Source organism: Maribellus comscasis, assembly GCF_009762775.1.
In the GTDB taxonomy this organism is placed as follows: domain Bacteria; phylum Bacteroidota; class Bacteroidia; order Bacteroidales; family Prolixibacteraceae; genus Draconibacterium; species Draconibacterium comscasis.
The window spans coordinates 4,074,943-4,100,870 of record NZ_CP046401.1 but is presented as its reverse complement, the minus strand read 5'-3'; the positions used below and the strand labels follow the sequence as shown (position 1 = coordinate 4,100,870).

Annotated in this window: 20 protein-coding genes; 7 read left to right on the top strand and 13 right to left on the bottom strand. The window is 38.6% G+C overall.

All coding sequences use genetic code 11. The features are described from left to right. Positions 1-10 precede the first annotated feature (10 nt). The 4 genes from GM418_RS16185 to GM418_RS16170 all read right to left on the bottom strand — a co-directional run bounded on the left by GM418_RS16185 (position 11) and on the right by GM418_RS16170 (position 8,844). Entirely contained in the window at positions 11-712 is a 702-nt protein-coding gene (locus GM418_RS16185; RefSeq protein ID WP_158868151.1) for a Crp/Fnr family transcriptional regulator, read from the bottom strand. A 453-nt stretch (positions 713-1,165) separates the two neighbouring features. Next, a complete protein-coding gene (locus GM418_RS16180) occupies positions 1,166-3,037 on the bottom strand; it encodes a RagB/SusD family nutrient uptake outer membrane protein (RefSeq protein ID WP_158868149.1) in 1,872 nt (623 codons plus the stop codon). A 29-nt stretch (positions 3,038-3,066) separates the two neighbouring features. Beyond that, complete coding sequence (locus GM418_RS16175) at positions 3,067-6,516, bottom strand: TonB-dependent receptor (RefSeq protein ID WP_158868147.1); 3,450 nt, start codon at positions 6,514-6,516, stop codon at positions 3,067-3,069. Positions 6,517-7,200: 684 nt separating this feature from the next. Continuing rightward, positions 7,201-8,844, bottom strand: coding sequence for an NAD+ synthase (locus GM418_RS16170; protein ID WP_158868145.1), 1,644 nt, complete (start codon positions 8,842-8,844; stop codon positions 7,201-7,203). 185 nt (positions 8,845-9,029) lie between these two features. Here GM418_RS16170 and gldB point away from each other — a divergent pair, with 185 nt between their 5' ends. Further along, entirely contained in the window at positions 9,030-10,037 is a 1,008-nt protein-coding gene (gldB, locus tag GM418_RS16165) for a gliding motility lipoprotein GldB (RefSeq protein ID WP_158868143.1), read from the top strand. Positions 10,038-10,093: 56 nt separating this feature from the next. Here the strand turns inward: gldB and GM418_RS16160 are convergent, their stop codons facing one another. Beyond that, positions 10,094-10,888 carry a 3-keto-disaccharide hydrolase gene (locus GM418_RS16160; protein WP_158868141.1) on the bottom strand — a complete coding sequence of 265 codons (795 nt, stop codon included), beginning with the start codon at positions 10,886-10,888 and terminating at the stop codon, positions 10,094-10,096. Positions 10,889-11,090: 202 nt separating this feature from the next. Between GM418_RS16160 and GM418_RS16155 the strand changes: the two genes are divergently transcribed. Then, entirely contained in the window at positions 11,091-12,149 is a 1,059-nt protein-coding gene (locus GM418_RS16155) for an ATP-dependent 6-phosphofructokinase (RefSeq protein WP_158868139.1), read from the top strand. Between the two features lie 6 nt (positions 12,150-12,155). On the opposite strand, the gene rsmG is transcribed toward GM418_RS16155, so the two are convergent. Genes rsmG through GM418_RS16140 form a run of 3 tightly spaced genes read right to left on the bottom strand, consistent with a single transcriptional unit; the run spans position 12,156 to position 14,532 of the window. Continuing rightward, positions 12,156-12,776, bottom strand: coding sequence for a 16S rRNA (guanine(527)-N(7))-methyltransferase RsmG (rsmG, locus tag GM418_RS16150; RefSeq protein ID WP_158868137.1), 621 nt, complete (start codon positions 12,774-12,776; stop codon positions 12,156-12,158). A 12-nt stretch (positions 12,777-12,788) separates the two neighbouring features. Continuing rightward, positions 12,789-13,397, bottom strand: coding sequence for an RNA polymerase sigma factor (locus GM418_RS16145; protein ID WP_158868135.1), 609 nt, complete (start codon positions 13,395-13,397; stop codon positions 12,789-12,791). Continuing rightward, positions 13,369-14,532 carry a glycosyltransferase gene (locus GM418_RS16140; RefSeq protein ID WP_158868133.1) on the bottom strand — a complete coding sequence of 388 codons (1,164 nt, stop codon included), beginning with the start codon at positions 14,530-14,532 and terminating at the stop codon, positions 13,369-13,371. The genes GM418_RS16145 and GM418_RS16140 overlap by 29 nt, the downstream gene beginning before the upstream one ends. A gap of 190 nt (positions 14,533-14,722) precedes the next feature. On the opposite strand from GM418_RS16140, the gene tgt reads away from it, so the two are divergent. The 4 genes from tgt (at position 14,723) to GM418_RS16120 (ending at position 19,016) form a co-directional block, all read left to right on the top strand. Further along, positions 14,723-15,850 carry a tRNA guanosine(34) transglycosylase Tgt gene (gene tgt / locus GM418_RS16135; RefSeq protein ID WP_158868131.1) on the top strand — a complete coding sequence of 376 codons (1,128 nt, stop codon included), beginning with the start codon at positions 14,723-14,725 and terminating at the stop codon, positions 15,848-15,850. 7 nt (positions 15,851-15,857) lie between these two features. Then, positions 15,858-16,937, top strand: a complete 1,080-nt coding sequence (locus tag GM418_RS16130; protein ID WP_158868129.1) for an LptF/LptG family permease — start codon at positions 15,858-15,860, stop codon at positions 16,935-16,937. A 190-nt stretch (positions 16,938-17,127) separates the two neighbouring features. Beyond that, complete coding sequence (locus GM418_RS16125) at positions 17,128-18,672, top strand: acyl-CoA carboxylase subunit beta (RefSeq protein ID WP_158868127.1); 1,545 nt, start codon at positions 17,128-17,130, stop codon at positions 18,670-18,672. A gap of 11 nt (positions 18,673-18,683) precedes the next feature. Beyond that, on the top strand, positions 18,684-19,016 hold the full coding sequence (locus GM418_RS16120) for an acyl-CoA carboxylase biotin carboxyl carrier protein subunit (protein ID WP_158868125.1): 333 nt from the start codon (positions 18,684-18,686) through the stop codon (positions 19,014-19,016). A gap of 131 nt (positions 19,017-19,147) precedes the next feature. On the opposite strand, the gene GM418_RS16115 is transcribed toward GM418_RS16120, so the two are convergent. From GM418_RS16115 to GM418_RS16095, 5 genes are all read right to left on the bottom strand, one after another. Further along, positions 19,148-19,579, bottom strand: a complete 432-nt coding sequence (locus GM418_RS16115; protein ID WP_158868123.1) for a hypothetical protein — start codon at positions 19,577-19,579, stop codon at positions 19,148-19,150. Positions 19,580-19,758: 179 nt separating this feature from the next. Beyond that, the gene (gene ispE, locus GM418_RS16110) at positions 19,759-20,562 is read right to left on the bottom strand and encodes a 4-(cytidine 5'-diphospho)-2-C-methyl-D-erythritol kinase (RefSeq protein ID WP_158868121.1); all 804 of its coding nucleotides are present in this window, start codon (positions 20,560-20,562) and stop codon (positions 19,759-19,761) included. A gap of 23 nt (positions 20,563-20,585) precedes the next feature. After that, on the bottom strand, positions 20,586-23,465 hold the full coding sequence (gene gcvP / locus GM418_RS16105) for an aminomethyl-transferring glycine dehydrogenase (protein ID WP_158868119.1): 2,880 nt from the start codon (positions 23,463-23,465) through the stop codon (positions 20,586-20,588). A gap of 104 nt (positions 23,466-23,569) precedes the next feature. Next, positions 23,570-24,208: an MBL fold metallo-hydrolase gene (locus tag GM418_RS16100; RefSeq protein ID WP_158868117.1), complete on the bottom strand. Its 639-nt coding sequence runs from the start codon at positions 24,206-24,208 to the stop codon at positions 23,570-23,572. A gap of 2 nt (positions 24,209-24,210) precedes the next feature. Further along, complete coding sequence (locus GM418_RS16095; protein ID WP_158868115.1) at positions 24,211-24,858, bottom strand: protein-L-isoaspartate(D-aspartate) O-methyltransferase; 648 nt, start codon at positions 24,856-24,858, stop codon at positions 24,211-24,213. Positions 24,859-25,004: 146 nt separating this feature from the next. Between GM418_RS16095 and GM418_RS16090 the strand changes: the two genes are divergently transcribed. Beyond that, positions 25,005-25,871, top strand: a complete 867-nt coding sequence (locus tag GM418_RS16090; RefSeq protein ID WP_158868113.1) for a hypothetical protein — start codon at positions 25,005-25,007, stop codon at positions 25,869-25,871. Positions 25,872-25,928: the final 57 nt, after the last annotated feature.

Here is a 25,928-nt window from a genome sequence, read left to right as displayed (position 1 = left end):
GCAGTTCAACCTATCCTAACTTGCTTACTCTTTCCAGGCGGTTGGCATCCAAAATTTTGATTTTCCGTCCATCAATAGCAATTACCTTTTCGCTGGCAAAAGTCGACAAAGTACGAATTGCATTTGATGTTGTCATGTTCGATAAATTGGCAATATCTTCCCGTGACAGGTATACTCGGAGTGTGGTTCCATCGTGCTCAAAACCATACTTATCTTTAAGCAGAAGCAATGATTCTGCCAGTCTGCCCCGAATATGTTTTTGTGTAAGTGTTACTGTTCTTGAATTTGAAAAACCTAATTCTTTTGACAACTTACGAATGATTTTAAACGAAAAATCACTGTTTTTTAAAGCACGATTAAAAATAAAATCGGGACTTATTGTACAAACAAGAGACTCTTCCAAAGTAACTGCCGACGAATTGTGAATTTCGTCGCTAAAAAGCGCCCTGTAACCAATAACACCAAGAGGTTTGGCCATACGAACAATCTGCTCCCTTCCACCAACGCCTTCCTTGAAAATCTTTACTTTACCATCAACCAATAAAAGAAATCCGGTAGGTTTATCGCCCTCTTTAAAAATGAATTCGTTTTTTTTATAATGCGCGAGAGAAATATGATGCTGTAATTCATCTTTTTCTTCCTGATTCAAAAGATAAAAGATCGACTTTGGATTATCAACTATATCTTTTACTCCCAACTCTGAATTTAACATATAAATGCCGTGTATGTTTTAAAGCATCAAAGTTAAAAATTTTGTAAAAATAGAATTCATTTTTAACAGTTATTTTACATTGCAACTGTCACAAATCATGTATTTAGAAAATTGTTAATAATACAAAATCTGCTATTTTTACTGTATTGGGCTGCAAATGGGATTTTTCGTCCAAAAGCAAAAACTTCTGAATCTTCTATTAAAATGATTGGGGCATAATGCAGTTTTCACCTACGCATGTGGATGATTTGAATAGTTTTCTCACCACTTGTTGTGCTAATCCCAGTGCAACAATTTCGTTTAAAATCTACAATTTATTCAAAAAAATGGCTGAGTTCCTATTATTACTGCTGATAAAAGCAAGCCGGGTTGAAATCAGCAAAAAGCGGAGGAAAGAAAAAGCCGGCTCAATGCAGAACCGGCCCGTATAGTTAAACTAAACCATTTTAGTTATTAATTGTAACCTGGATTTTGCTGTAATTGAGGAGCCTTATTCATCTCGTCTCTTGACAGTGGCAGCCAGTATGCACTTTCATTCCAGGTTCTTGCATCCTGAGTTGTAGATGTATCATAGTACCATTTTATACTACCGTCGTCGTTTTGATAAATCTTCATTGGGCTTATGTTTTCAATCACTTCATCCGCAATCATCCATTTGCGAATCATGTACCAGCGGTCTCCCTCTCCATAAAATTCAATTTGCCTTTCATGGCGGTACCACTCCCTGGCTTGTTCCTGATCGGTAGTAACCCGGTCGGGCAGCCCCGCACGGTTGCGAACCGTATTTAAAGCATCGAGTCCATTCTGGAGGTCATCTCCGCCCAATTCGATACAAGCTTCGGCATAGTCGAGTACAACTTCGGCATACCTGAATTCCAGCCAGGCATGCTCTGTATTATAGTACTGGCCCTCCGTGTTAATATCCATGAGTTTTTTCATGTAGTATCCGGTTTTTGTGCCATTCCATGCTTCAATATCAGTTTGGCGGGTATCTATTCCCGCTGTCGTATCACTGTTTGAGACATAATACCCCGATTGTATCTGATTGTAAGGATCGCTGGCAGCCATGTCTGTTGGACGAGCTTGCCAGCCGGCACCATTATATAAAACGGTTGCATAGAAACGAGGCTCGCGTCCTACAAAAGGATTTCTTTCCGGGTCTTCTTCCAGCTCAGCGGCAGAAAAATCTCTTGTTGTCTCGTTTCCCGAATCGTATTTATCCCAAACAAACTCACTGCCGTCAGCCATCTCAAATCTACGAACAGCAGGTTCTGTTGGATTGTTATTTCCCCAGTTATGATAACCGTTAGGGCCATTCCATTTATTTGTATTTACGGTACTACCTGAAGCTTGCAGATATTGAATTCCCCAAATGACTTCGTCGTCCCATTCCCCTTTTTGAATAAAAAGGTTGTAGTAATTGTCAGCATATTCTTCCACATCAGCGTCGGTCATTTCAGATGGAGGGTCGTTGGTGCTGCCGGTTAAAGCATAACTGCCATAATCTCCATCCATAATTGCTTTTGCTGCATTCTTCGCTTTTGTCAAAAGCTCGGTTCTCTGGCTCCCCTGGAAAGATACCAGTTCATTTGATGATTCGTAGCCTCCATTGGTGAGTTCTCCGGCACAGAAACTAAGTAACCTTGATTTTAAGGCCGCAGCCGCTCCTTTTGTTGCCCTTCCCTGGTCGATACCATCTTTTTCGGGGAGCCCCGCTATTGCATTTTCGATGTCTTCAAGTATAAAATCCATTGTTGCTTCAATTGAAGATCTCTCAACCGAAAGAAAATCATCATCCAGTTCAAACGGGTCACTGATCAATGCCAACCCGCCGTAGGAACGCAACAGGTTTGTATAAACAAAAGCTCTTATAAAATAGCCTTCTGCTTTGTATTGGGCAATCAGTTCTTCATCGCTACTCGTTTCAATCGGAACATCATCAATATTAGCCAGTAAAACATTTACATTCTTTATATTGGAATACATATAATCCCACTGAATCCAGTTAAAGCGCCAGTTCCCGAAGTGTCCCATCTCATCAGGAGTTAACGTGCCCTTTACAAAGGTGTAACCACTGGGTCGGTGAATACATAAACATTCATCGGTCGCCGACGCAAGAAGGTCTTCGCGCATTCCCAAAAGATAGTTTTCATCACCGCCAATATAATCGTAACATCTTTGCAGATATGCTTCCAGCAGGTTCATGTCGGTAAAAATGGCCTCTTCACTGATCGAATCGACAGGGTCTTGTTCAAGAACATTTTCACAGGATATCGCGAATAGTAATGCCAGCGATATTATCGGGTATATAATAACTCTTCTCATATTTTTCATTTTACGAATTGATTAAATGATTAAAACGTAACCTTAGCGCCGATCGCAAATGTTTTTACAGCCGGGTAAGTCATTGGATTTGCAATTTCCGGATCAAAATTCCTTTGGGCTGCGTAAATCAGAAAAAGGTTATTTCCTGAGAAGTATACATTAACTCTTGAAATATTTACCTTTTCAGTAAGTTTCTTTGGTATGTCGTAGCTGACAACAGCATTTTTCAACCGACAATAAGCCATATTGGCATAATGGTAGGTGCTGTTGTTGACATTCATTGCCCAATACAAATCATTCCGGTTAAAAGCCCTTCCCACATTTGTATTAGTATTATCCGGTGTCCAGCGATTATCAAACTGCCATTGCAAATAGTTTCCTGCTTCGCCTCTGCGTTCGTCGTCATCGGTCATCGCATAGAAAGTTCCCTGTCCCTGGGCCAACAGAGAGAGGTGCCAGTTTTTATAGGCAAGATCTACGGTAATTCCATAAAAAATCTCCGGAGCGTCAGTTTTGTCTAATAATATTTTGTCGTCACTCGTTATCTCCCCGTCTCCACTGACATCTTCAAAAATAACGTCGCCTGGCTTAGCAGTTGACCAATGCGGATATGCCGCTACGGCAGCCTCGTCCGCGAAAACGCCAATTGCATTGTAGAGTAACGTCGCCCCATAAGGATGACCTGTGCGTACCTGCCAGGGAACAGCTCTTTCCGGTTCATCCATAAAAACGACTTCGTTGTGGGTGTAACTGATATTTCCTGTTACATCAAGACCGAAATCATTGTTCCATTTTTTATGGAAGCCAGCCTCAAACTCAAATCCTCTGTTGTCAACCTCCGCAATATTCTCATCCGGAAGTTCCAACCCCGTATAATCAGGAACTGATGCATTTCTTGCAGCCAAAATATCAGAACGCTTGCTGTAAAATATCTCAGCATTTAAATGGAAGAGACTATTTAAAATTTGAGAATCAAAGCCCAGGTTGTAAGTTGTTTGTTTTTCCCATGTTATAAATGGATTAGCTACAACCGACTGTTTTACAATTGATGCAATGGTTTTGCCCGTTCCCATTGCAACACCACTTGCAAGCTCGTATTTGTTTGTGTACTGGAAAGAATCTCCCGGATCCATTCCCATTTTACCGTAAGATGCCCTTAATTTAAAATAGTTAATAAATGCCACGTTCTCTTTCCAGAAGTTTTCTTCAGATGCTCTCCATCCCAATAAAAATCCAGGAAAATTCCCCCAGCGACTGTCTTTGGGAAATTTTAATGAACCATCGCGTCTAAATACAACTTCAGCTAAATATTTGCCTTTGTAATTATAATTGAACCTTCCAATCCAGGATTTGCGGGCATATACAGTCATTGTTCCTCCATTGTCTTTGTCGGTATCTGAACCTGCATCCAAGGTTTCGACTACATCCGAAACATAATACTGACGGAATGCTTCAAATTCGTTGTAATCCTGAGTCTGTTGTTCATAAGCACCAAATAGCGTAAACTCATGCTCTCCGAAAGTCCGGTTATAATTAAAGTTAAAATTGCTTAACTTTCTTATTGTTCGATAATAGTGTTCTGTGAGTTCCGGTGCAGAAACTCCTCGTTCAGTAGGAACCAGGTCCATGCCGGTAACATAACCATTTGCATCTCTTACAGCTGAATCCCAATTTGCATAATAGAGTATCCAGGGCTTCTGGAATACTTTATTGTAGGTATTAATAACATCGTAAGTATACGCACCCTGGATAGTGAGTCCCTTTACCATCGACGGGGTTATTGTTCCTTTGAAAGTTAGTTGGTTTTTGTAATCTTTTGTGTCGTCATAACCCGTTTGAAGCGTTGAAGTAACCACCGGGTTATCACCATATTCAATATCTGGTCCCGGCTCTCCTGTTGGCCAGTAAGACCATTGGGTTGGCACTAAACGAGTTGCCTGCCCGTAAATATCATCTGCACTTCTTGTCGGATAAAGTTTGTCATTTAGAAACCCTGCATAATAAATGGAAGTGCTCAACCAATCGTTAATCGGAACATCCAGTTTTGCCCGGATATTGTACTGTTTGTAATTTGTTGATTCGGCTTTATATATAGCTTCTTCGTTTTTATATCCAAATGATACATAATAAGTCATCCCGCTATTGGTCCCTCCATTTAGCGACACATTGTGTTTACTAACTGTATTCCACGTTGCAACCAGGTCTCCCAACCAGTCTGTATTCGGATGCTCCCATGGGTCTACCCCACTATAGTAAAGTGCAATATCCTCATTGGAAAAGGTTCGTTCACTTCCTTCATAATCCTGATATTCGCTTAACATTGTAGCATAATCTCCGGCATTGGTTACCTCAGGGAGGATAGTTGGCGTCATAAATCCCTGGTAAAACTGATAACTTAGCTGAGGTTTCCCGGAGGTTCCGGTTTTTGTAGTAACCAAAATTACACCGTTTGCTGCTGATGCTCCGTATATAGCGGCTGCAGCATCCTTCAAGACAGTAATACTTGCGATATCAACAGGGTCAATATCACCCAGGGAACGTCCGGGTATCCCATCAACAACAACCAAAGGTGCAGACAATTCTACGTCTCTGTCCTCATCGTCGGAGTCGCCCAAAGATGTGCGCCCTCTCACTAAAATTCTTGCTTCATTTTGCCCTGGCTCTCCCGTCTGCTGCATTACAATGGAGCCTGGCAGACGACCGGAAATGGCATTGGTAACATCTGACGAGGGAATTGACTCGAGTTTGTCGCCGCTAACCGATGTAACCGAACCTACGATGTTAGCTTTTTTTTGCGATGCATAACCAACAGCAATGACCTCGTCTAACCCAATGGTTTCCGACTCTAAGGTGACGTTAATAATTGTTTGCCCGCCGATAACTATTTCCTGTGTTTTCATCCCGACGAATGAAAAAATAAGAATTTCCGCCCCAGCAGGTATTGTCAGACTATAGTTTCCATCTACACTTGTAACTATTCCAACTGTAGTTCCTTTTGCTACAACCGTAACGCCTGGCAGTGGCACCCCATTTTCATCGACGACCTTACCTGAAACGGATATTTGTTGAGCATTTGTTTTTACTTCGGGTTTTTTATTTAATTTTTCCTCTGCAGAAAAAACAATAATCTGGTTGTCGACTATTTTGTAATCCAAATCTTGCGGAAGAAGAATCTTATCAAGTATTTCTTCTACTCCAGCATCTTTAAGAACAATGGTAACCTGCTGGTTGTCATTAACAAAATTATTATTATAAACAAAAGTATATTTACTTTTATCTGTAATCGTTTTAAAAACTTCTTTGAGGCTTACTTTTTTCATTTTCAGGTCGAGCTTCACCGACTCCGGAGAGGTGCCCGCCCGGGTGTTTTCAGCAACTGCAAGGAACAGCATCATCACAAACGTTGCAGAAATACAAACATAAATTCTCCTTCTGTGCTTCTTGAAAAACGAGCACAGCTTTTCTATATTTTTTTTCATAAATTTGAATGTTTTTTATTAAACAAAGTTTTTATACCAAATTCTATTTGGTAAGGCTGGAAGGAAGTGTAGGCGCACTTCCTTCCTTGTTAATTAATTTAAGTTAGTTTTCCATAGGCAATTCTTTTTTGGGTTTAGTTATTAAATTGATAAAGATATTTTGCAATTGTTTCTCCCTTAATGCAGGAAGTGAGTACCTTCGAAGTGCGTTTCCTTTGAATGAGGTAGGCTTCGCCACCTGTTTTAAGCAACAAAACCCAGACAAAATCCAAAATTCCAATTTGAAACCGGGTCTCCCTGCAACAGTCATTCTTTATTTTTTTTAAACTTGCCGTCTTGAAACTCTTACCCGACATCAAAAAAGTATCATAACAGGGCGGTAGTTTTCTGTAACTTATGCGGACATGCGTGTTTACTTCATAAAACATTTTACCTGGTTTTTGGTTTTAGCCAGCTCTCTGTTAGTTTAACAGAATCTTTATGGTTTGATATATCTTATACAGCTTTCAAAAACCGAACCCTAAAAAATGTATTTACAACACTAAAAAAGAAAGAAAAAAACAGGCATTCTGCCTACAAAAGGAAAGAAATCAGCAAAATAAAAATTTATCATATAGTATCATCCGTTTAGGGGAGTTGAGCAAATAAGTCAAAAACCAGATGAATTATTTGCTAAATAAGGAATCAATAACAAGCAACTAAAGGTATTTTTCTTCCAAATCCAAATGCTTTTGAACTAACTCTTAAAATAGGTGCCGCCTGAAACCGTTTATACTCGTTCATATTTACCATTCGAATAACTTTTCTCACCACCTCTTCTTCATAGCCCAAAGCAACAATTTCTTTTGGAGATTTATTCAATTCAATAAAATTGAAAAGAATTTTGTCTAAATCTTCATATTCGGGCAATGAGTCAGTATCTTTTTGGTCGGGACGCAGCTCCGCGGAAGGTGGTTTAACAATGGTATTTTCGGGGATAACTTCACCATCTTTATTCATAAATCTCGAAAGCCGGTAAACATCCATTTTGTAAACATCGCCTAATACTGCAAGGCCGCCGTTCATATCTCCGTATAATGTTCCGTATCCGACTGCACTCTCGCTTTTGTTGGTTGTATTTAGCAGAATGTGACCAAATTTATTTGAAAGCGCCATCACATAAATTCCACGGGCGCGTGCCTGGATATTTTCTTCGGTAATATCCGGGGCTTTCCCTTTAAACAGCGGAGCCAGTTCTTTTTCAAAAGAATCAACTGCTGTTTGAATATTTACAACATCATATTGTATTCCCAAATTATCAGCCAGTTCCCGGGCATCGTTCAAACTATGATCCGAGGAATATTTTGACGGCATAAGTAGAACCCTGACATTTTCCGCTCCCAATGCACGAACCGCTAAAACCGCTGTTACTGCTGAATCTATCCCGCCGGAAAGCCCAAGTGTTGCGCTTTTAAAACCCATCTTTTTAAAATAGTCGCGAATACCAACAACCAGTGCATCATGTATTTTTTCGATATAGTCAGCTTCTTTTTGCACCAATTTCTCTCCCGGATTTTGCGTGTCAAAAATTAAAAAGTCTTCATTAAAATACTTCAGTTCTTTTATAATTTCTCCTTTTTTGTCGATCCAAACCGAGCCACCGTCAAAAACCAACTCGGTTTGTGCGCCAACCTGATTCACGTACAAAACCGGCACATTATATTTTTGAGCTTTTGTAATCAGAATGTCTTTTCGCCAGGATTCCTGATTATATGAAAACGGAGAAGCCGAAATATTCACTACAAAATCAGGATTCAAAAGACTTAGTTTTTCCATGGGTGAGGTCTGGTACAATTTATCTTTACCAAATTCGTTTGCAGTGGGTTGTTCATCCCATAAATCTTCGCAAATTGTTATGGCTATCTTTTCACCCTTAAAATCAACCACATTAAAATTCTGATTGGGCTCAAAATGGCGGTATTCATCAAACACATCGTAAGTAGGCAACAACGTTTTATTGTGTGTGCTTTGTACTTTCCCATCAGAGATAAAAAAGGCTGAGTTGTATAATTTTTTACCGCGTTCCCGCTTATTAATTCTTGGCGCACCTATTATTGCAGCAATCCCGTGGCAGGAGGCAGCGATTTTCCGGACTGTATCTTCCGCTTTTTGAATAAACTCCTTTTTCTCCAGTAAATCGTGAGGATAATATCCGGTAACCGAAAGTTCTGAGAAAATAACAAGGTCGGCACCTTCATTTTTTCCCCGGTTGATATTTTGAATTATCTTTTCAGCGTTTCCTTCAAAATCGCCGATGATATAATTTAACTGTGCCAGTGCAACTTTCATTTGCGTAAAAATTTAATTTTCACCTTTGTTTCAAACAGTAGTGAAAGAGGAATATTTATCGGAACTCCTTATACTTTCACTCTAAGTAAAACACGATTATTCTTTATGATTGCAAATCTCCAATTTTTAGTTCAATTTCGCAATAATTATCCAAAGGATGCGTAATGAATTAAAATTCTTATAAGATGAAACGAGGAATCCTGATTCTGTTTTTATTTATGATTTTTATTTCCTGTAAGCGAAACCCTTTAAAAGTTGACATTTCAGGAATCGATGCCCAACCTGAATTTGTTCGGTTTGAAAAGGAACTATTTTCACTTCCTCAAAAAGATACCTTACAGGAGTTTATTGATTTGCATAAAAAACATCCCGGTTTTTTTGACCTTTTTACTTACAAAATCATAAATATTGGAGGAATTGACGACGAAGGTTTTGTGGGGTATATGAATACATTTCTTACGGATACCATGATACTAAATATAAATTCGATGGTTGAAGAGGAATTTTCGACCTTTCGCGAAATCCAAAATCAGGTGACCAAAGCATTTAAATATTATAAATACCATTTCCCCGAAAAAAATATTCCGTCTATTTACACCTATATTTCAGGATTTAACCAGTCGGTTGTAACAGCAGAAGATATTATCGGTATAAGCCTGGACAAATATTTAGGAAGAGATTGCAGCTATTATCAGCGACTGAGTACAACCCCGCAATACAAAATCCTCAACATGCATAAAAATAAGATTGTTTCAGACCTTGCATTTGCCTGGGGAATGACTGAATTTGACCAGACCAATAAAGCAACCAACCTTTTAGGAAATATGATTCACCAGGGAAAGCTGATGTATTTTGTTGACGCACTTTTACCAACAATGAGCGATTCGCTCAAAATCGGATATACGGAGGAACAGTTAGAGTGGTGCAAAAAAAACGAAGCTGAGATGTGGCTAAGACTGGTAGAAACAAAAATGTTGTATTCCAGTAAACGAATGGATATTATAAGGTATATCAACGACGGGCCTTACACGAACGGATTTCCATTGGAATCGCCTGCGCGCACCGGAGTTTGGATTGGCTGGCAAATTGTTAGAAAATACATGAACAAGCATCCGGAAGTTACGCTTCCTCAACTGATGCAGAATACCGACTACCAAAAAATATTAAATGAATCGGGGTATTTTCCTGAATAAAAAATCCCGGGTGGTTATCCCGGGATTTTTTATTGTAGTATGATGTCAACTTCTTCTTACAATTCTCTGATTTTGATATTTCTATACCAGACATCATCACCATGATCCTGTAATGCAATTACACCTGATTGTGCAACATTCGCCCATTCGGGATTCAATTCCGGGAATTTTGAACCGGCAACAAGATTATTCCAGTCTTCTGTCCACAGATGATATTCCAAAACAGTTTCGCCATTTTGTTTGTGCACCACTGTACCTTTATAGCAAATAATCTCAATGGAGTTCCATTCGCCGGCTGGTTTTGCATTTTGAGGATCAGCTGGAATTAAATCGTATAAAGAACCGGCTTTGCGGTTTCCGTCTTTGCCAAGCATTGCATCAGGATGCCTTTCATTATCCAAAACCTGCATTTCAGGCGCGGTATAATATATTTTATCAAAACGTGGGTCTTCCTTTCCCAAATAAAAAATACCGGAATTACCACCTTCTGAAATCTTCCAATCCATTTTTAAATGAAAGTTTGAGTACTCTTTAGCGGTAACAATGTCACCACCGTCCTCTGCTCCGGCTTCGCCTCTTCCCGAACCGTTGCACATCAAAGTTCCGTCAACAACCTGCCATCCGGCGGGGAAAGATTCTTTTCCGTAGCTATGCCATCCATTGCTTGTTTTTCCATCAAAAAGCAAAACCCAGCCCTGATCTTTTTCAGCCTGTGTTAATTCATTTGGCCCAACAGCTTCTTCAACTGCTGCCTTTTCCTCAGGCTCTTCAGTTGTTTTCTTCTGACCGCTTTGACACGACATCCCAAAAACAAATGCTCCTGCTAAAAGTAACGAGAATACTCTTTTCATTTTGTTGTTTTTTTATTGGTTAATTCAATATCCTTTTCGAAGTAAAACGAAATTATAAAAATTAAGCTTTATTTCCTTCCAATTATCGTTTATTTCTGAAATTTACTTAATAGTTAATAAACGTTTCCTGCAAAATTAACAATTTCGGGTATTCTTTTGTAAATTCGATTTTGATTTAAGTTTTTTATTAAAGATATCAGATATGGAAACTTCAAAAAAAGCCCAAAAAATAGGAATCTTAACCGCTGGAGGAGACTGCCCGGGATTAAACGCAGCCATTCGGGGAGTGGGCAAAACTGCAATTGTTGAATATGGAATGGAAGTTCTTGGTTTTAATGCCGGTTATTTGGGGCTGATAAACAACGACTACACGGAATTAAAAGAATCTCAACTCTCTGGTATTTTAACCTTAGGTGGAACCATATTGGGTACATCAAGAGAAAAACCATACAAAATGGTTAAGAAAAACGGGAAAACCGACACGCACAAACCCGAAAAAATAAAGAAGAATTATAAAAAGCTGGGCCTCGATTGTATTGTTTGTATTGGTGGCAACGGAACCATGAAAACAGCCAGTATGCTCGCAAAAGAAGGATTAAATGTTATTGGAATTCCCAAAACTATTGACAACGATGTTTGGGGAACCGATGTTACTTTTGGTTTTGACTCGGCAGTGCAAATTGCTACTGATGCCATCGACCGTTTACATACGACAGCAAACTCACATCAGCGTGTAATGATCATAGAAATTATGGGACATCATGCAGGGTGGCTGGCTCTTTATTCGGGTGTTGCCGGTGGAGGCGATATAATTCTGTTACCGGAAATTCCTTACAATATTCGTTCGGTATGTAAAAAAATTGAGAATCGGTATGAAGACAACAAACCTTATTCGATTGTCGTTGTTGCCGAAGGAATCGATCATCCCAAAAACCAAACAGCTGCATCACATCTTTCGGAGGCGATTCAAACCTATACAGGAATTGAAACACGGGAAACCGTTTTGGGATATATTCAACGCGGCGGTAGTCCAACACCAATGGACAGAATTTTGGCAACACGTTACGGTGCCCACGCTGCACAATGTATTGCGGAAAGTAATTTTGGAACAATGGTGGCTATGAAAAACAATGAACTAACTACTGTTTCTTTGGAAGAAGTTGGCAGCAATTTAAGGTTGGTTCAGCCCGAGCACCCGCTGATTACAAAAGCGCGGAAAATGGGTGTTTCGTTTGGTGATGAATACCAACTTATTGAATAAAAAACGTTAAAGAGAAAGATGAACCAGCTTTTTGGTTTCAAAAAACTCTTCTTCAAAATATTCTGAAAGTTTTTGGACAAAGACTCTGTTTTTGAATGGTTTGAGTTCGGCTTGGATATCACCTCCTTTTAAATATAAAATGCCGTTGGGAATGGCATTTTTTTGTTTTTGCGAAATACTGTTTTTTACCCATGGAACGAATTCCGGCAAACGTGCCACTGCGCGGCTAATTACAAAATCATATCTCTTTTTTATTTGCTCTGCCCGAATCTGTTCCGCCGTAACATTTTTTAATTCTAACGATTCAGCAACACCATTTACTACTCTAATCTTTTTCCCGATTGAATCAACCAAATGAAACTGTACATCCGGGAAAAAGATAGCGAGAGGGATTCCCGGAAAGCCCCCTCCCGTTCCGACATCCAAAACCCGGGTATTGCCGGCAAACCGTACAAATTTTGCAATACCTAACGAATGTAAAACATGTTTTTCGTAAAGCGATGAAAAATCTTTTCTTGAAATAACATTGATTTTTTGGTTCCATTCAGCATACAACTCTTCGAGCAAGCGGAATTGCTCTAGTTGTCTGTTGTCGAGTTTTGGAAAATATTTCAGGATAATATCCATTCAAAAGAATTATTAATGATCTGCCATTTCGGTACTTTCAATCATTTTAAACAACATTTCACGGGCCCTGAACAACTGGGCTTTTACAGTACCGAGCGGCAAATTTAATTCTTTTGCAATTTCTTCGTACGAAAATTCACGGAAATATCTTAATTCAACGAGTGTTTGATAACGGGGTTTTAATCGCCTGACAACCTTTCGCAGCAAAATTGCTTTTTGTTGCCGGATTAGTTTTTCCTCTGGGTCAGGGTCTTTTGATTTGAGTCGTAATTGCTCCCCGTTTTCATTTTGATCGCTTGTATTTTCGATTGAAATATGTACCCCTTTTTTCTTGCGCAAAAAATCGATACAATTGTTTGATGCAATTTTAAACAACCAGGTACTAAAGGCATAGGTTGGAGAATACTGATGAAGATTTTTAAAAGCTTTTCCAAAAGCTTCGAGTGTTAAATCCTCTGCATCACTCCGGTTGTTTACCATTTTGAGAAGCATAAAATATATCGCGTCCTTGTATTTACTGAGCAAACGTGCAAAAGCTTTTTCATCACCTTTCAAAGCATCCAGAACCAAAACATAATCCTGGCGTGCTTTTTCAGATAATTTTAAATTTTGCTCTTCCATTTTGCCTTCGGATTTTACCGTTGAAACGCCTTCGGAAAACTAATTTATAGTAGGGCATTATCAACTCGTATACTAACGAAGTTATGAATATTTTGCGTTCATTCAAACGATTTTGCATTGTTTTTATGATAAGCAAGTGCAAAATCAAAAGAAGACCAACACCTGCAGAAATAAACAGCCAAACATCAATAAATAAAAAGATTACAGCAATTGCAAGAGGAAGTGTTATTAATTTAAGGCCCGAACTTAAATTTATTAAAACCCTTTTTGAATAAGATAAGTGTTGTTCGATTCGAAAACTTTTTCGCATTAAATCAAAATAATCATGTCGTGTAACTTTTTCTGAAAAACGAATCGAAGTCTCGTTATTTAACACAATATTGAATTTCTTTTTCGAAAGAAACCGGTTAATTAATAATTCAAGATTGGCAAATGGTTCCTTAATTTTTTTCCCATAGCCTCCCAACCCAAAATATTTATCTTTCCTGAAAACAACATTATTTTCAAAATAAACAATTGGAACTCCGGCCAGGGAATACTTCATACTTTTTAGGTAAAGTAAAAATGTTTCAATACGATAAAGTTTGTTAAAGAACTTTCCGTTTTTGCAAACATTCGAATAGTTTACAATAACATCCAGGTTTTCGGCAACCGAATTTGATATATTTTTCAACCAGTTATCCTGAGACTGCGCTATCGAAGGCGGAACAAACAACACCCAGTCATTTTTAGCTGATTTCAGAGCTATATTTTGCGACAACTTTATCGAAAAACGTGTTTCCTGGTTTAAAACAGAAACTTTTAACTTTGAATTCTCTTTTTTTAGTCTCCCCAAAACAGAAAGAGTATTGTCCTGAGAAAAATCGTCGACAACAACCACTTCGTAATTATCCTGGTCAAGTTCAAGTAAATGTGGTAATTTTTCAGAAAGGTTATTTTCTTCGTTTCGCACAGCCATCAGAAGAGAAACAGGGCTTTGCCCTTCACCTTTTATCGTTTTTTTTCTTCGTAAAATCTGAACAAAAAAAACGATTTTAGAAATAATCTGAATCAAAATGAGCGTTAACAAAACAAGGAAAAGTACTATTTGAAAAATCTCTGCTTCAGAGATTACTTTCAATAAATCGTTAATCATTCAGAAAAATAAATCAGATAAAGATTAGTCGAACACAAAAATGGAAACATTCGCCCCAACTACAAAATATTCAAGCAAAAATCTATTTTATTTTTATTCACAGGGTTTAAAAATAATTAACAGAGGCAAAAGAAAATACGTCCGCTTGATTCAGACAGAATAACTATATTTGAACCCTCAAAAAAAAGAGATGGAATTTGAGTTATTAAAGACCTCAGAAAATTCGCGTGCCCGTGCAGGTAATATTACTACCGACCATGGCAAAATAGAAACACCTATTTTTATGCCGGTGGGGACTGCCGGTTCCGTAAAAGGAATACATACGCGTGATCTGCATGAAGACATAAATGCTCAAATTATTCTTGGAAACACCTATCATTTATATCTCCGTCCCGGCATTGATGTAATTGAAAAAGCAGGAGGCTTGCACAAGTTTAACCGCTGGAATGGACCTATTTTAACAGACAGTGGCGGCTACCAGGTTTTTTCGCTTGGCGACATCAGAAAACTCGGTGAAGATGGAGCCCGTTTTCAATCTCATATCGATGGCTCGTATCACATGTTTACACCGGAAAATGTAATGGACATTCAGCGTTCCATCGGCGCTGACATTATTATGGCTTTTGATGAATGCTCTCCGGGAGATGCGGATTACAATTATGCAAAAAATTCGCTTGAATTAACACAACGCTGGTTGGAAAGATGTTTTGTTCAGTTTAACAAAACAGAACCAAAGTACGACCACAGACAATCGCTTTTCCCGATTGTACAGGGAAATACATTTGAAGATTTACGCAAAATTGCTGTTGCTCATGTAAAAAATTTTGATGCGGACGGCTACGCTATAGGCGGGCTTTCGGTTGGTGAGGCTGAAGAAATAATGTACGAAATGACCGAAGTTTGCACGGCTGATTTGCCGACAGACAAACCAAGGTACCTTATGGGTGTGGGAACTCCTGTAAATATCCTGGAATCTATTGAAAGGGGCATTGACATGTTTGACTGTGTAATGCCAACGCGTAATGGCAGAAACGGAATGTTATTTACAAGCAAAGGAATTATCAATATCAAAAATAAAAAGTGGGAAAATGACCACTCTGTCATCGACGAAGATGAACACTCGTTTGTCGACCAGTATTCAAAATCTTATCTTCGCCACTTAATAATTTCAAACGAGATGCTTGGCGCACAAATTGCCAGTCAGCATAATCTGGCGTTTTATTTGTGGCTGGTAAAAACAGCCCGGCAAAAGATAATTGACGGAAATTTTGAAAGCTGGAAAAGAGAAATGGTAGTAAAACTAAAAGAAAGATTATAACTCGGGAATGAAAATTTATAAAACAATAGATTTATATATTACTAAAAAGTTTCTGGGAACTTTCTTTTACACCATTGCTTTAATTTTAAGTATTGCTATCGTTTTCGACATGGCGGAAAACCTGGACGAATTTATTTCGAAAGATATTCCGGCAAAGGTTATTATTCTTGAATACTACTTAAATTTTATTCCATATTTTGCCAACCTGTTCAGCCCGCTGTTTACCTTTATAGCAGTAATATACTTTACCTCGAAAATGGCTTACAACACCGAGATAATTGCCATTTTAAGCAGTGGAGTTTCATACCCGCGCCTGATGCGTCCGTATTTAACATCGGCATTTATTCTGGCAGCTTTTTCTTTTGCTTTGGGTAATTATGTTATTCCGCCTGCTAACGCAACTTTAAACAACTTTAGAAACAAATATATCGATAATAATAAAGTTATTGTTGAGAGAAACATCCATCGACAAATTGAGCCGGGTGTATATATTTATATGCAGAGTTTCAACGCCAACAATGTTGGATACCGGTTTACACTCGAAAAATTCGACGGCGCTAAATTGGAAGAAAAAATTAGTGCAGACAATATTCGCTGGAATGAAGAGACAGAAAAGTGGGTAATTAATAATTACGTGATACGGCATATTCATAAAGACGGGGAAGATTTTGTAAAAGGTTACCGGATGGACACAACGTTAAATATGACCCCAAATGATTATAAGGTAATGAAAAACCAAATGGAAACATTTACCACACCGGCATTAAAACAGGAAATAAAACAAATGAAAATGCGTGGTGTCAACTATGTCGAATGGGAGATAGAAAATCATAAAAGAGTTGCCGGACCTTTTTCGGCTTTCATTTTAACTATTATTGGCGCCGGCCTCGCTTCCCGCAAAATAAAAGGTGGGCTGGGACTGCATTTGGGGCTCGGTTTACTTTTAGCTTTCTCGTATATACTTTTTATGCAAATATCTACAGTTTTTGCCATTAGCGGCAACACCCCCCCCATAGTTGCAGTTTGGATTCCCAACCTGTTTTACAGTCTAATCGCTTTCTTTGTATTCCGCTGGGCTGCGCGTTAGCATTACTTTTCAAACAACAGGTACCATTATTCGAGCAGAATGAATCATTGTAGTTTAAATTACGTAGTACTATTTCGTGAAAGAGAAAGTCAAAAGAAAAAAATTATAATTTTGCCCCCACTTTGAAATGCTTAATTAAAACCTTTTGCGGATAAATGCAAAAGAGAAATTTTAACTTAAAACAAACTTTATGTCACTAAGAAGCAATGTCCTTGACCTTCGAAAAAGGAAAAGAGAAGTACAAAAAGGTGGTGGGGATAAAGCCATTGAAAAACAGGCTAAAATGGGTAAACTCACTGCCCGCGAACGTATTCTTGCCCTTCTTGATAAAAATTCTTTTCACGAATATGACCTGTTCGTTGAACACAGCGCCAAAGATTTTGGTATGGAATCAAAAGTATTACATGGCGACGGTGTAATTATCGGTACAGGCACCATTTACAATAAACCAGTTTGTATTTTCGCCCAGGACTTCACTGTAGCAGGGGGCTCACTCGGACTAATGCACGCCAGAAAAATTACAAAAATCATGGATCATGCCTTAAAAATGAGGGTTCCATTGATTGGTATTAACGACTCTGGTGGTGCGCGTATTCAGGAAGGTGTTAACTCTCTGGCCGGATATGGAGAAATATTTTTCCGTAATACCCTGGCATCGGGAGTAATTCCCCAAATCTCAGTAATCCTTGGTCCTTGTGCAGGTGGAGCTGTTTATTCGCCGGCGCTAACCGACTTTGTTTTTGTTGTGGAAAATATCTCCAAAATGTTTATTACCGGCCCAAGTGTAATAAAATCGGTGCTTGGCGAAGAAATTTCGATGGAGGAACTCGGTGGCGCGCGTGTTCATGCGGAAATTACAGGGAATGCTCATTTTTATGCTCAAAATGAGCTTGAATGTTTCGACCAGATAAAAAAACTTATCAGTTTTATTCCCCGAAATAATTCCAGGAAAGCGCTTCCTTATCCGCCAAAATCGCCGCAAAAAGGCAGGAAAATTGAAGACATGGTTCCCGGCGATCCAAGAATTCCTTACGATATGCGCGACATTATAAAAGGAATTACAGACGGCTCTGACTTTTTTGAAGTTATGGAACATTTTGCACCAAATATTATAATTGGTTTTGGAAGGATGGAAGGTGAAACAGTAGGATTTGTAGCCAACCAACCAATGGTTCTTGCTGGTGTTCTGGATACCGACAGTTCTGACAAAGCAGCGAGGTTTATTCGTTATTGCGATGCTTTTAATATTCCAATTGTTACAATAGAAGATTTACCAGGATATTTACCAGGAGTCGATCAGGAACATGCAGGCGTAATCCGGCACGGTGCAAAAATTCTTTATGCATACAGTGAAGCGACAGTTCCAAAAGTAACGGTCATTTTAAGAAAAGCATACGGTGGGGGTTATATTGCGATGAACTCGCGCCACTTACGTGCTGATTTTGTATTTGCATGGCCAACCGCAGAAATTGCGGTAATGGGACCGGAAGGTGCCGCAAACATTGTATTCCGAAAAGAAATTGCAGAAGCTGAAAATCCGGAAGAAATGCGTCAGCAAAAAATTCTGGAGTACAAAGAAAAATTCGCAAATCCGTATGTTGCAGCAGCGCAGGGATATATCGACGAAGTAATTGAACCAAAAGAAACCAGGCCACGTATCTTACATGCCCTAAAAGTTTCGGAAAATAAAAGCGTTCATTTGCCAGCTAAAAAACACGGTGTACCACCATTCTAAAATTAAAATTTATGACTGAAGAAAAAGAATATAAAAATCTCATTGTTCAGGGGGCTATTTACAAAACCACGTATACCCGAAAATTTGAAGAAAGGTTAATGTGGGAGGCGCCAAATGAAAATCTGCTTTATTCATTTATACCGGGAACAATAATCGACATATACATCAAACCAAAGGATAAAGTTAAAGAAGGTGAAACTTTGTTACTGCTTGAGGCAATGAAAATGCAAAATCAGGTTCGCATGCCTTTTGACGGGGAGATAGTAAAAATTTATGTAAAAAAAGAAGATGTAATACCTAAAAGACATCTGATGATTGAGATTAAACCCAAAATATTAAAATAAGGCTGTTTTATTAAAAAAATAGGTTGGCTCTATAGTTGACCTATTTTTTTGCAAAAAGAAAAGGACTGCCTTTTGACAGTCCTCCTTTAAAAATCCAACTAAGCTAATCGCGTTTTAACTTTACCTTTTCCCTATTGAATATTCCATGTATTTTCGTCTGTCATCCATGACTCCAGAATCAAATTATTTTCTGTTTCTGTTTCATTAAAACTTAGCCTTTCTTTTTCCCAAAGGTTTTCGTTTGTCATCCATGATTCCAGAACCAAACTGTTTTCAACTTCTGTTTCAGCGTAATTCAAATCAACTTTTCCCCAGTTGCTTTCATTAAACATCCACGCCTCCAGATTTAAAGCTTCATCAAACGCTTCTTCAAAGAAATAAGCTGAATTGGTTTTGTTCCAGTAAGCTTCGTCAATCATCCAACTTTCCATTTCCATAGCTGGCTCTTCAATTGTTTTCAAACTTGAGGCAATTAATTCTGTTCCTTTTGCATAGCTGTTTCCTCCAAATAATATCAGGGTGAAAATTGCTATGGCTACTACTTGATTAATTCTTGTTTTCATTGTTTCTATTTTTTCTGCTTTCTTACTAATTGTTTTTGTTTTCGTCTTTTTCTTTTCTTGTTTTCCAAATTTTGTTTTCACTTTAATAGACTATTTACAAGCACAAAGGTTACATTGCTTTTTGTTAAAAAGTATGAATATTTTGTTAATGAAACCTTAAGGTCGGTAAGTGTCAGAAACTATCGGTAAATAAAAATACCTTTGGGTAGGAATTTATCTGTATTTGCCGGTAAATGGCGAAAAATACCAAAAACCGCCGAGCCACTGCCAGACATAGCAGCGTACAAGGCTCCCATTTTATAAAGAGCCTCTTTTATATTTTGGATTTCAGGGTACTTTGGAAAAACCGTCTTTTCAAAATCATTTACAACAAAATCTCTCCATTCTTCAAGCGGAATTTTATTTAGCTCCTTTAAATTGAACGACGGCTGAGAAGGTTTTATATTCCGGTAAGCATCGGGTGTACTTACCGATATTTGTGGTTTAACAATAACAATCTCAAATTTCGAAAGGTCAATTTGGATTGGTTCGAGCTGATCCCCAATCCCCCTGGCAAAAGAAGCTTTGTTTTCGATAAAGAAAGGACAATCAGCGCCAATTTCCTTAGCGTATTGCTTTAATTCAGTTGAATTTAAACCTAAACTGCAATATTCATTTATTAATTTTAGTACAAAAGCTGCATCAGAGGAACCACCTCCCAGCCCGGCACCAAATGGAATTACTTTGTGCAAATGAATGTTTAGACCGGGAAGTTCGAAATCACTTTTTAACAAGGAATATGCTTTGTACACCAAATTATTTTCAGGGGCACCGTCAATATGCAAACCTGAATACGAAAACTCCGTTTCATCCGAATCAGCAATTTCCAACGCATCAGCGAGTTTTACCGGATAAAATATGGTTTCCAGGTTATGATATCCGTCTTCCCTCCTGGAAACCACATTCAAACCAATATTTATTTTTGCATTTGGAAAAACGATCATCCAAATAAACTATTTGATTTCAACTAATCCTGAGTCATCAATTCATATTCTTCAGGCGAACCACAGGTACATATCAAATGCCGGTCGCCCCAAGCATTATTGACACGTCCGACGGGCACCCAGAATTTATTTTCCCTGATCCAATCCAATGGAAAGGCAGCCTTTTCTCTTGAATATTCGTGTTCCCATTCGTTGGCACAAACTCTTTCAGAGGTATGTGGTGCATTTTTCAACACGTTGTCGGTTTTATCTGCCGTGCCGTTTTCTATTTCTTTTATTTCATTAAAAATAGAATTCAGGGCATCAATAAAACGATCCAGTTCTTCTTTGGATTCACTTTCCGTAGGTTCAATCATTAAAGTTCCATGAACGGGAAAAGAAAGCGTTGGAGCATGAAAACCGTAATCCATTAAACGTTTGGCAATGTCTTCTTCAGTGATTCCGGAAGATGCTTTAAAATGCCTGCATTCCAGAATCATTTCGTGTGCAATACGCCCGTTTTCGCCGGTATACAAAATTCCGTAATTTGCTTCCAATGCTTTTGCAATATAATTGGCGTTTAAAATGGCTATTTGAGTTGCCTCTGTTAATCCTTTTGCTCCCATCATTTTTATATACCCGTAAGTAATCGTAAGAACAGAAGCACTTCCCCACGGAGCACCTGCAACCGCGTTAATTCCGACGTGTCCGTTATTCATGATTGGATGAGAAGGTAGAAACTCAACCAGATGACCGGCCACTGCTATCGGTCCAACTCCGGGACCTCCCCCACCATGAGGGATAGCAAAGGTTTTATGTAAATTCAGATGACAAACATCAGCTCCAATACTTTTGGGATTGGTTAAACCAACCTGTGCGTTCATATTTGCTCCATCCATATAAACCTGACCACCGTTTTTATGAATGATTTCACACATCTCTACTATCGACGACTCAAATACACCATGTGTTGACGGATAGGTTACCATAAACGAAGAAAGGAATTCTTTATGTTCATCCGCCTTCCTGCGTAAATTCTCCAGGTCAATGTTTCCTTGTTCATCGCAGGCAACAACAATTACTTTCATCCCCGCCATAACTGCACTTGCCGGATTTGTTCCATGCGCAGATGAAGGAATCAGAACCACATTCCGTTTGCCCTCTCCCCTGCTTTCGTGATAAGCCTGAATAACCATCAATCCCGCATATTCGCCGGCGGCACCGGAGTTTGGCATCAAACTCACATCCGACATCCCGGTTATCTCAGATAAATCCCTACGCAATTCTTCCATCATTTCGTGGTAACCACGCGCCTGATTTTTGGGAACAAAAGGATGAATTCCATTAAACTCTATCCAGCTCAACGGGAGCATTTCTGTCGCCGCATTTAATTTCATAGTACATGAGCCCAACGAAATCATGGAATGTGTGAGTGAAATATCTTTGTGTTCCAATCGTTTGATGTAACGTACCATTTCAGTTTCCGACCGGTATTTGTTAAATACTTCCTGGGTCAGATATTCCGAAGTTCGGGCATATTTTTTATCTACAGAATATCCTTTGGGATACTCATGAATGACTTGCCAGCGTTTGTTGGCTGCTTTTGCAAACACTTCCAAAATCCAGGTGATGTCTTCCCGGTTGGTAGTTTCATCAATACTAATTCCAACCTCACCATTTTCGAAATACCTGAAGTTCATCTCCAATTCCAATGACAGCCACTCAATATCTTCGTGTTTTACATGTCTTGGCAAAGCAAAACGAATGGTATCAAAATAATTCCGGTTTAGCTGTTTGTATCCCAGTTTTTCAATCTCTTCAGTCAAAAACGCGGCAATGTTATGAACCCGATCGGCAATATTTCTCACACCTTCGGGACCGTGATAAACTCCAAAAAAGCCTGCCATGGTTGCCAAAAGTGCTTGTGCGGTACAAATATTTGACGTTGCTTTCTCCCGCTTGATATGTTGTTCTCTTGTTTGAAGTGCCATGCGCAATGCACGGTTTCCGTGAATGTCTTTAGTCACTCCAATAATTCGGCCAGGCATGCTTCGTTTGAATGTTTCTTTCGCTGTAAAAAAAGCTGCATGCGGACCACCATATCCCATTGGCACCCCAAAACGCTGGCTATTTCCAAAAACAATATCGGCTCCCCATTCACCCGGAGGAACCAAAATAGCAAGTGAAAGCAAATCAGCGGCAACAGCTACTTTTATATCTTTTTCATGTGCCTGTTTTACCAGTTCCGAATAATCAATAATTTCTCCGTCAGAATTTGGATATTGCACTAAAACACCAAAAACATCATCGGCGAATTCAAAATTTTCTTTTGATTGAATTCGAAGTTCGATGCCAAGCGGATAAGCCCTTGTTTTTAGCACGTCGTGTGTTTGCGGCCACATTTTTTCATCTACCAAAACTGCATTTACACCATTCTTTACCATTTTGCGCGAACGCAAATTCATCATCATAATCATCGCCTCTGCAGCAGCAGTTGATTCATCCAACAGCGATGCGTTGGCAATTTCCATTCCGGTAAGTTCGCAAACCATGGTCTGGTAATTTAACAATGCCTCCAGCCTGCCTTGGGAAATTTCAGCCTGATAGGGAGTGTAAGAAGTATACCACACCGGATTTTCCAATACATTCCGAAGAACAACGGCGGGAGTTATTGTATCGTAATATCCCATTCCGATATAGGTATTAAACACCTTATTTTTGGCAGCCAGACTAAGAACCTTCCGGTAATATTTTCGTTCAGTAAGTCCTTCCTGTAATTTGAGCGGTTCTTTTAACCTGATATTTGCAGGAACAGTTTGCTCAATCAATTCATCCATCGATGATACACCAACTGCTTCCAACATCTCTGTTACATCATTTTCACGTGGGCCAATATGGCGGGTTACAAAATTATCGTAAGGCATCTATCTATTTTATTTATAGTGAAATATTTGCAAGTATAAATTTTCCAATTTTTGTAAAAAATGATTTTAAACCACAAATTAAAATCAAGGTTACATTTTGTTAGTCAGGTTAAAAAGGGATTGTTTGTTTTTTCAAACCCCAGTGTTGTTTCCGGGCCGTGTCCACAATACACTTTTGTCTCGTCAGGCAATTTAAAAAGCTGGTCTTTTATCCCTGAAATTAACTGTTGGTGGTTTCCTCCGGGTAAATCGGTACGTCCTATACTACCATAAAAAAGTACGTCGCCTGCAATGAGAAAATCATTATTCCGGCTATAAAAAACAACATGCCCTGGTGAGTGCCCCGGAACATGAAAAATTTCAAGTTCAGTATTTCCGAATTTTACTTTTTCGCCTTCTTTAAACAGTGCATCAATAGGGTTCACCGGTTGCATGTCAAAACCAAACATCTGCCCCTGGTCTATCGCGCGTTCAATCCAAAATGCATCGTCAGGATGTGCAAAAAGAGGTATTTGATATTCGGACCGTAAAAATTCAACCCCCATAATATGATCAAAATGGCAATGCGTGTTGGTAATTTTTTTTGGTTTCAAATTATTTTCCGAAATGTATTCTCTGATTTCATCATGTTCCTCCTCATAAAAAAAACCAGGATCAATAAAAATACATTCTCCTGTTTCGTCGGATAGGATATATGAATTTTCCTGTAGAGGATTTACAACAAACTTTTTAATTTTTATCATAGTTACGAATTTACCGTTCCTTTCAACAAAGGAACAAAAACAAAGCCTCCATGTTTTTCGGTTTTAAATTCATTTTCCGAGATCCGGATTATTACGGTCATTTCCTGTCGTTTTTCTGTTCCCACCGGCACAACCAAACGACCGTCAATTTTTAATTGGTATTTCAAATCCTCCGGCACAGACGGGGCACCAGCTGTTACCAATATTCTGTCGAAAGGTGCAAAATGAGGTAATCCTTTATAGCCGTCTCCAAAAAAACAAGCCGGGTGGTACCCGATCTCGGGAAGAAACGACTGGGCTTTCTGATACAATTCCTTTTGTCTTTCAATCGTAAAAACTTTTGCCCCCATTTCAAGCAAAACGGCTGCCTGATATCCTGAGCCTGTTCCAACTTCCAGAATTTTATCGTTTTTACTGACCTGAAGCAGCTGTGTTTGAAATGCAACGGTGTAGGGCTGCGAAATTGTTTGCCCTGCTCCGATAGGAAACGCCTGGTCTTTATAAGCAAAATTTATAAAACTACTTTCCATAAAAAGATGTCTTGGAACCTGCTCAATAGCCTGCAAAACCTTTTCATTCCGAATTCCCTTTATTTTTAATCCGGTGGCCAGTTTCTTTCTCATTCCCTGATGTCTCAGATCATCATTCATTTCCATTCTTCAAAAAATACGGTACTAAAATAACCTAAATCCCCTTGATTTCAATTTAAAGATTCTTTTTCAATATTAACATTTAACGTTGATAAGTTCTTTTTAATGAAAGGTAAACAGAGTGTTTTGAACTTTATATTTGTAATATGCTGAACATTGGACTCATAGGGAAAACAGAAATTTTGGAACCGCACGTTAAGCGGATACAAAAAATTAAAGGGGTAAATATTGTAGGAAAAACCTCGGTAGGAACAGATGCCCACTTAAATAGTTTTCATTTTTCAATTCCGGAAATTAACCGGATTGAACTGATTGAAAGAGCAGACATTATTATCATGGACAACTCTTCAATTTTACCCTTTAAAATGTTGTGTGATATCGTAAAAAAATCGAAACACATTTTCACCATTGAATATTTAAAACTTACTATTGATGAGTGTTCGCAGCTTGTCAGCCTGGCGAATGAATCAGGGTCGGTTATTCAGGTTACAAATCCGCGTTATTTTACACCGGCAACCCAATGGCTGAACAATCATTTAATTACACCTACATTACTTGATATTTCATACGTAACAGAGGAAACAATCACCGACAGCACACTTATTTCCCTTTTACTAATGTTAATTGGGACAACAGGAACTAGTCCAAAAAAAATTGGTGCTGTTACTTTCCGGACAAAAGAAACCGAGTCGAAATTTAACAATGTAAGGCTTGAATTTGGTGATGCCTCTGTGGTGAATATCAATTACGGAAATCTGCCTCCGTTAAATGAATTCAAAATAAAATCATACTCACCAGGCCAGTTTGTAACATTAAACTTTTCCACAAAAGTTTTTCAATGTAACAATAAACCCATCAATCTGTCAGAGTACCCCCCTGTAAATGAAATTGACAGGTTCCTCCATGTGGTTCAAAAAAAGTCAAAACAAATCAGCAATATAGAGGACTATCTGATTGTTTTATACGCCGTGCAGAAAATCAACAAAAAGATAATGCAGTTTTCCACTCATTAAGTCGTCTAAAAAATTATTTTTGCGGCAATATTTCAGTCTGGCAACCGTTACACTAAT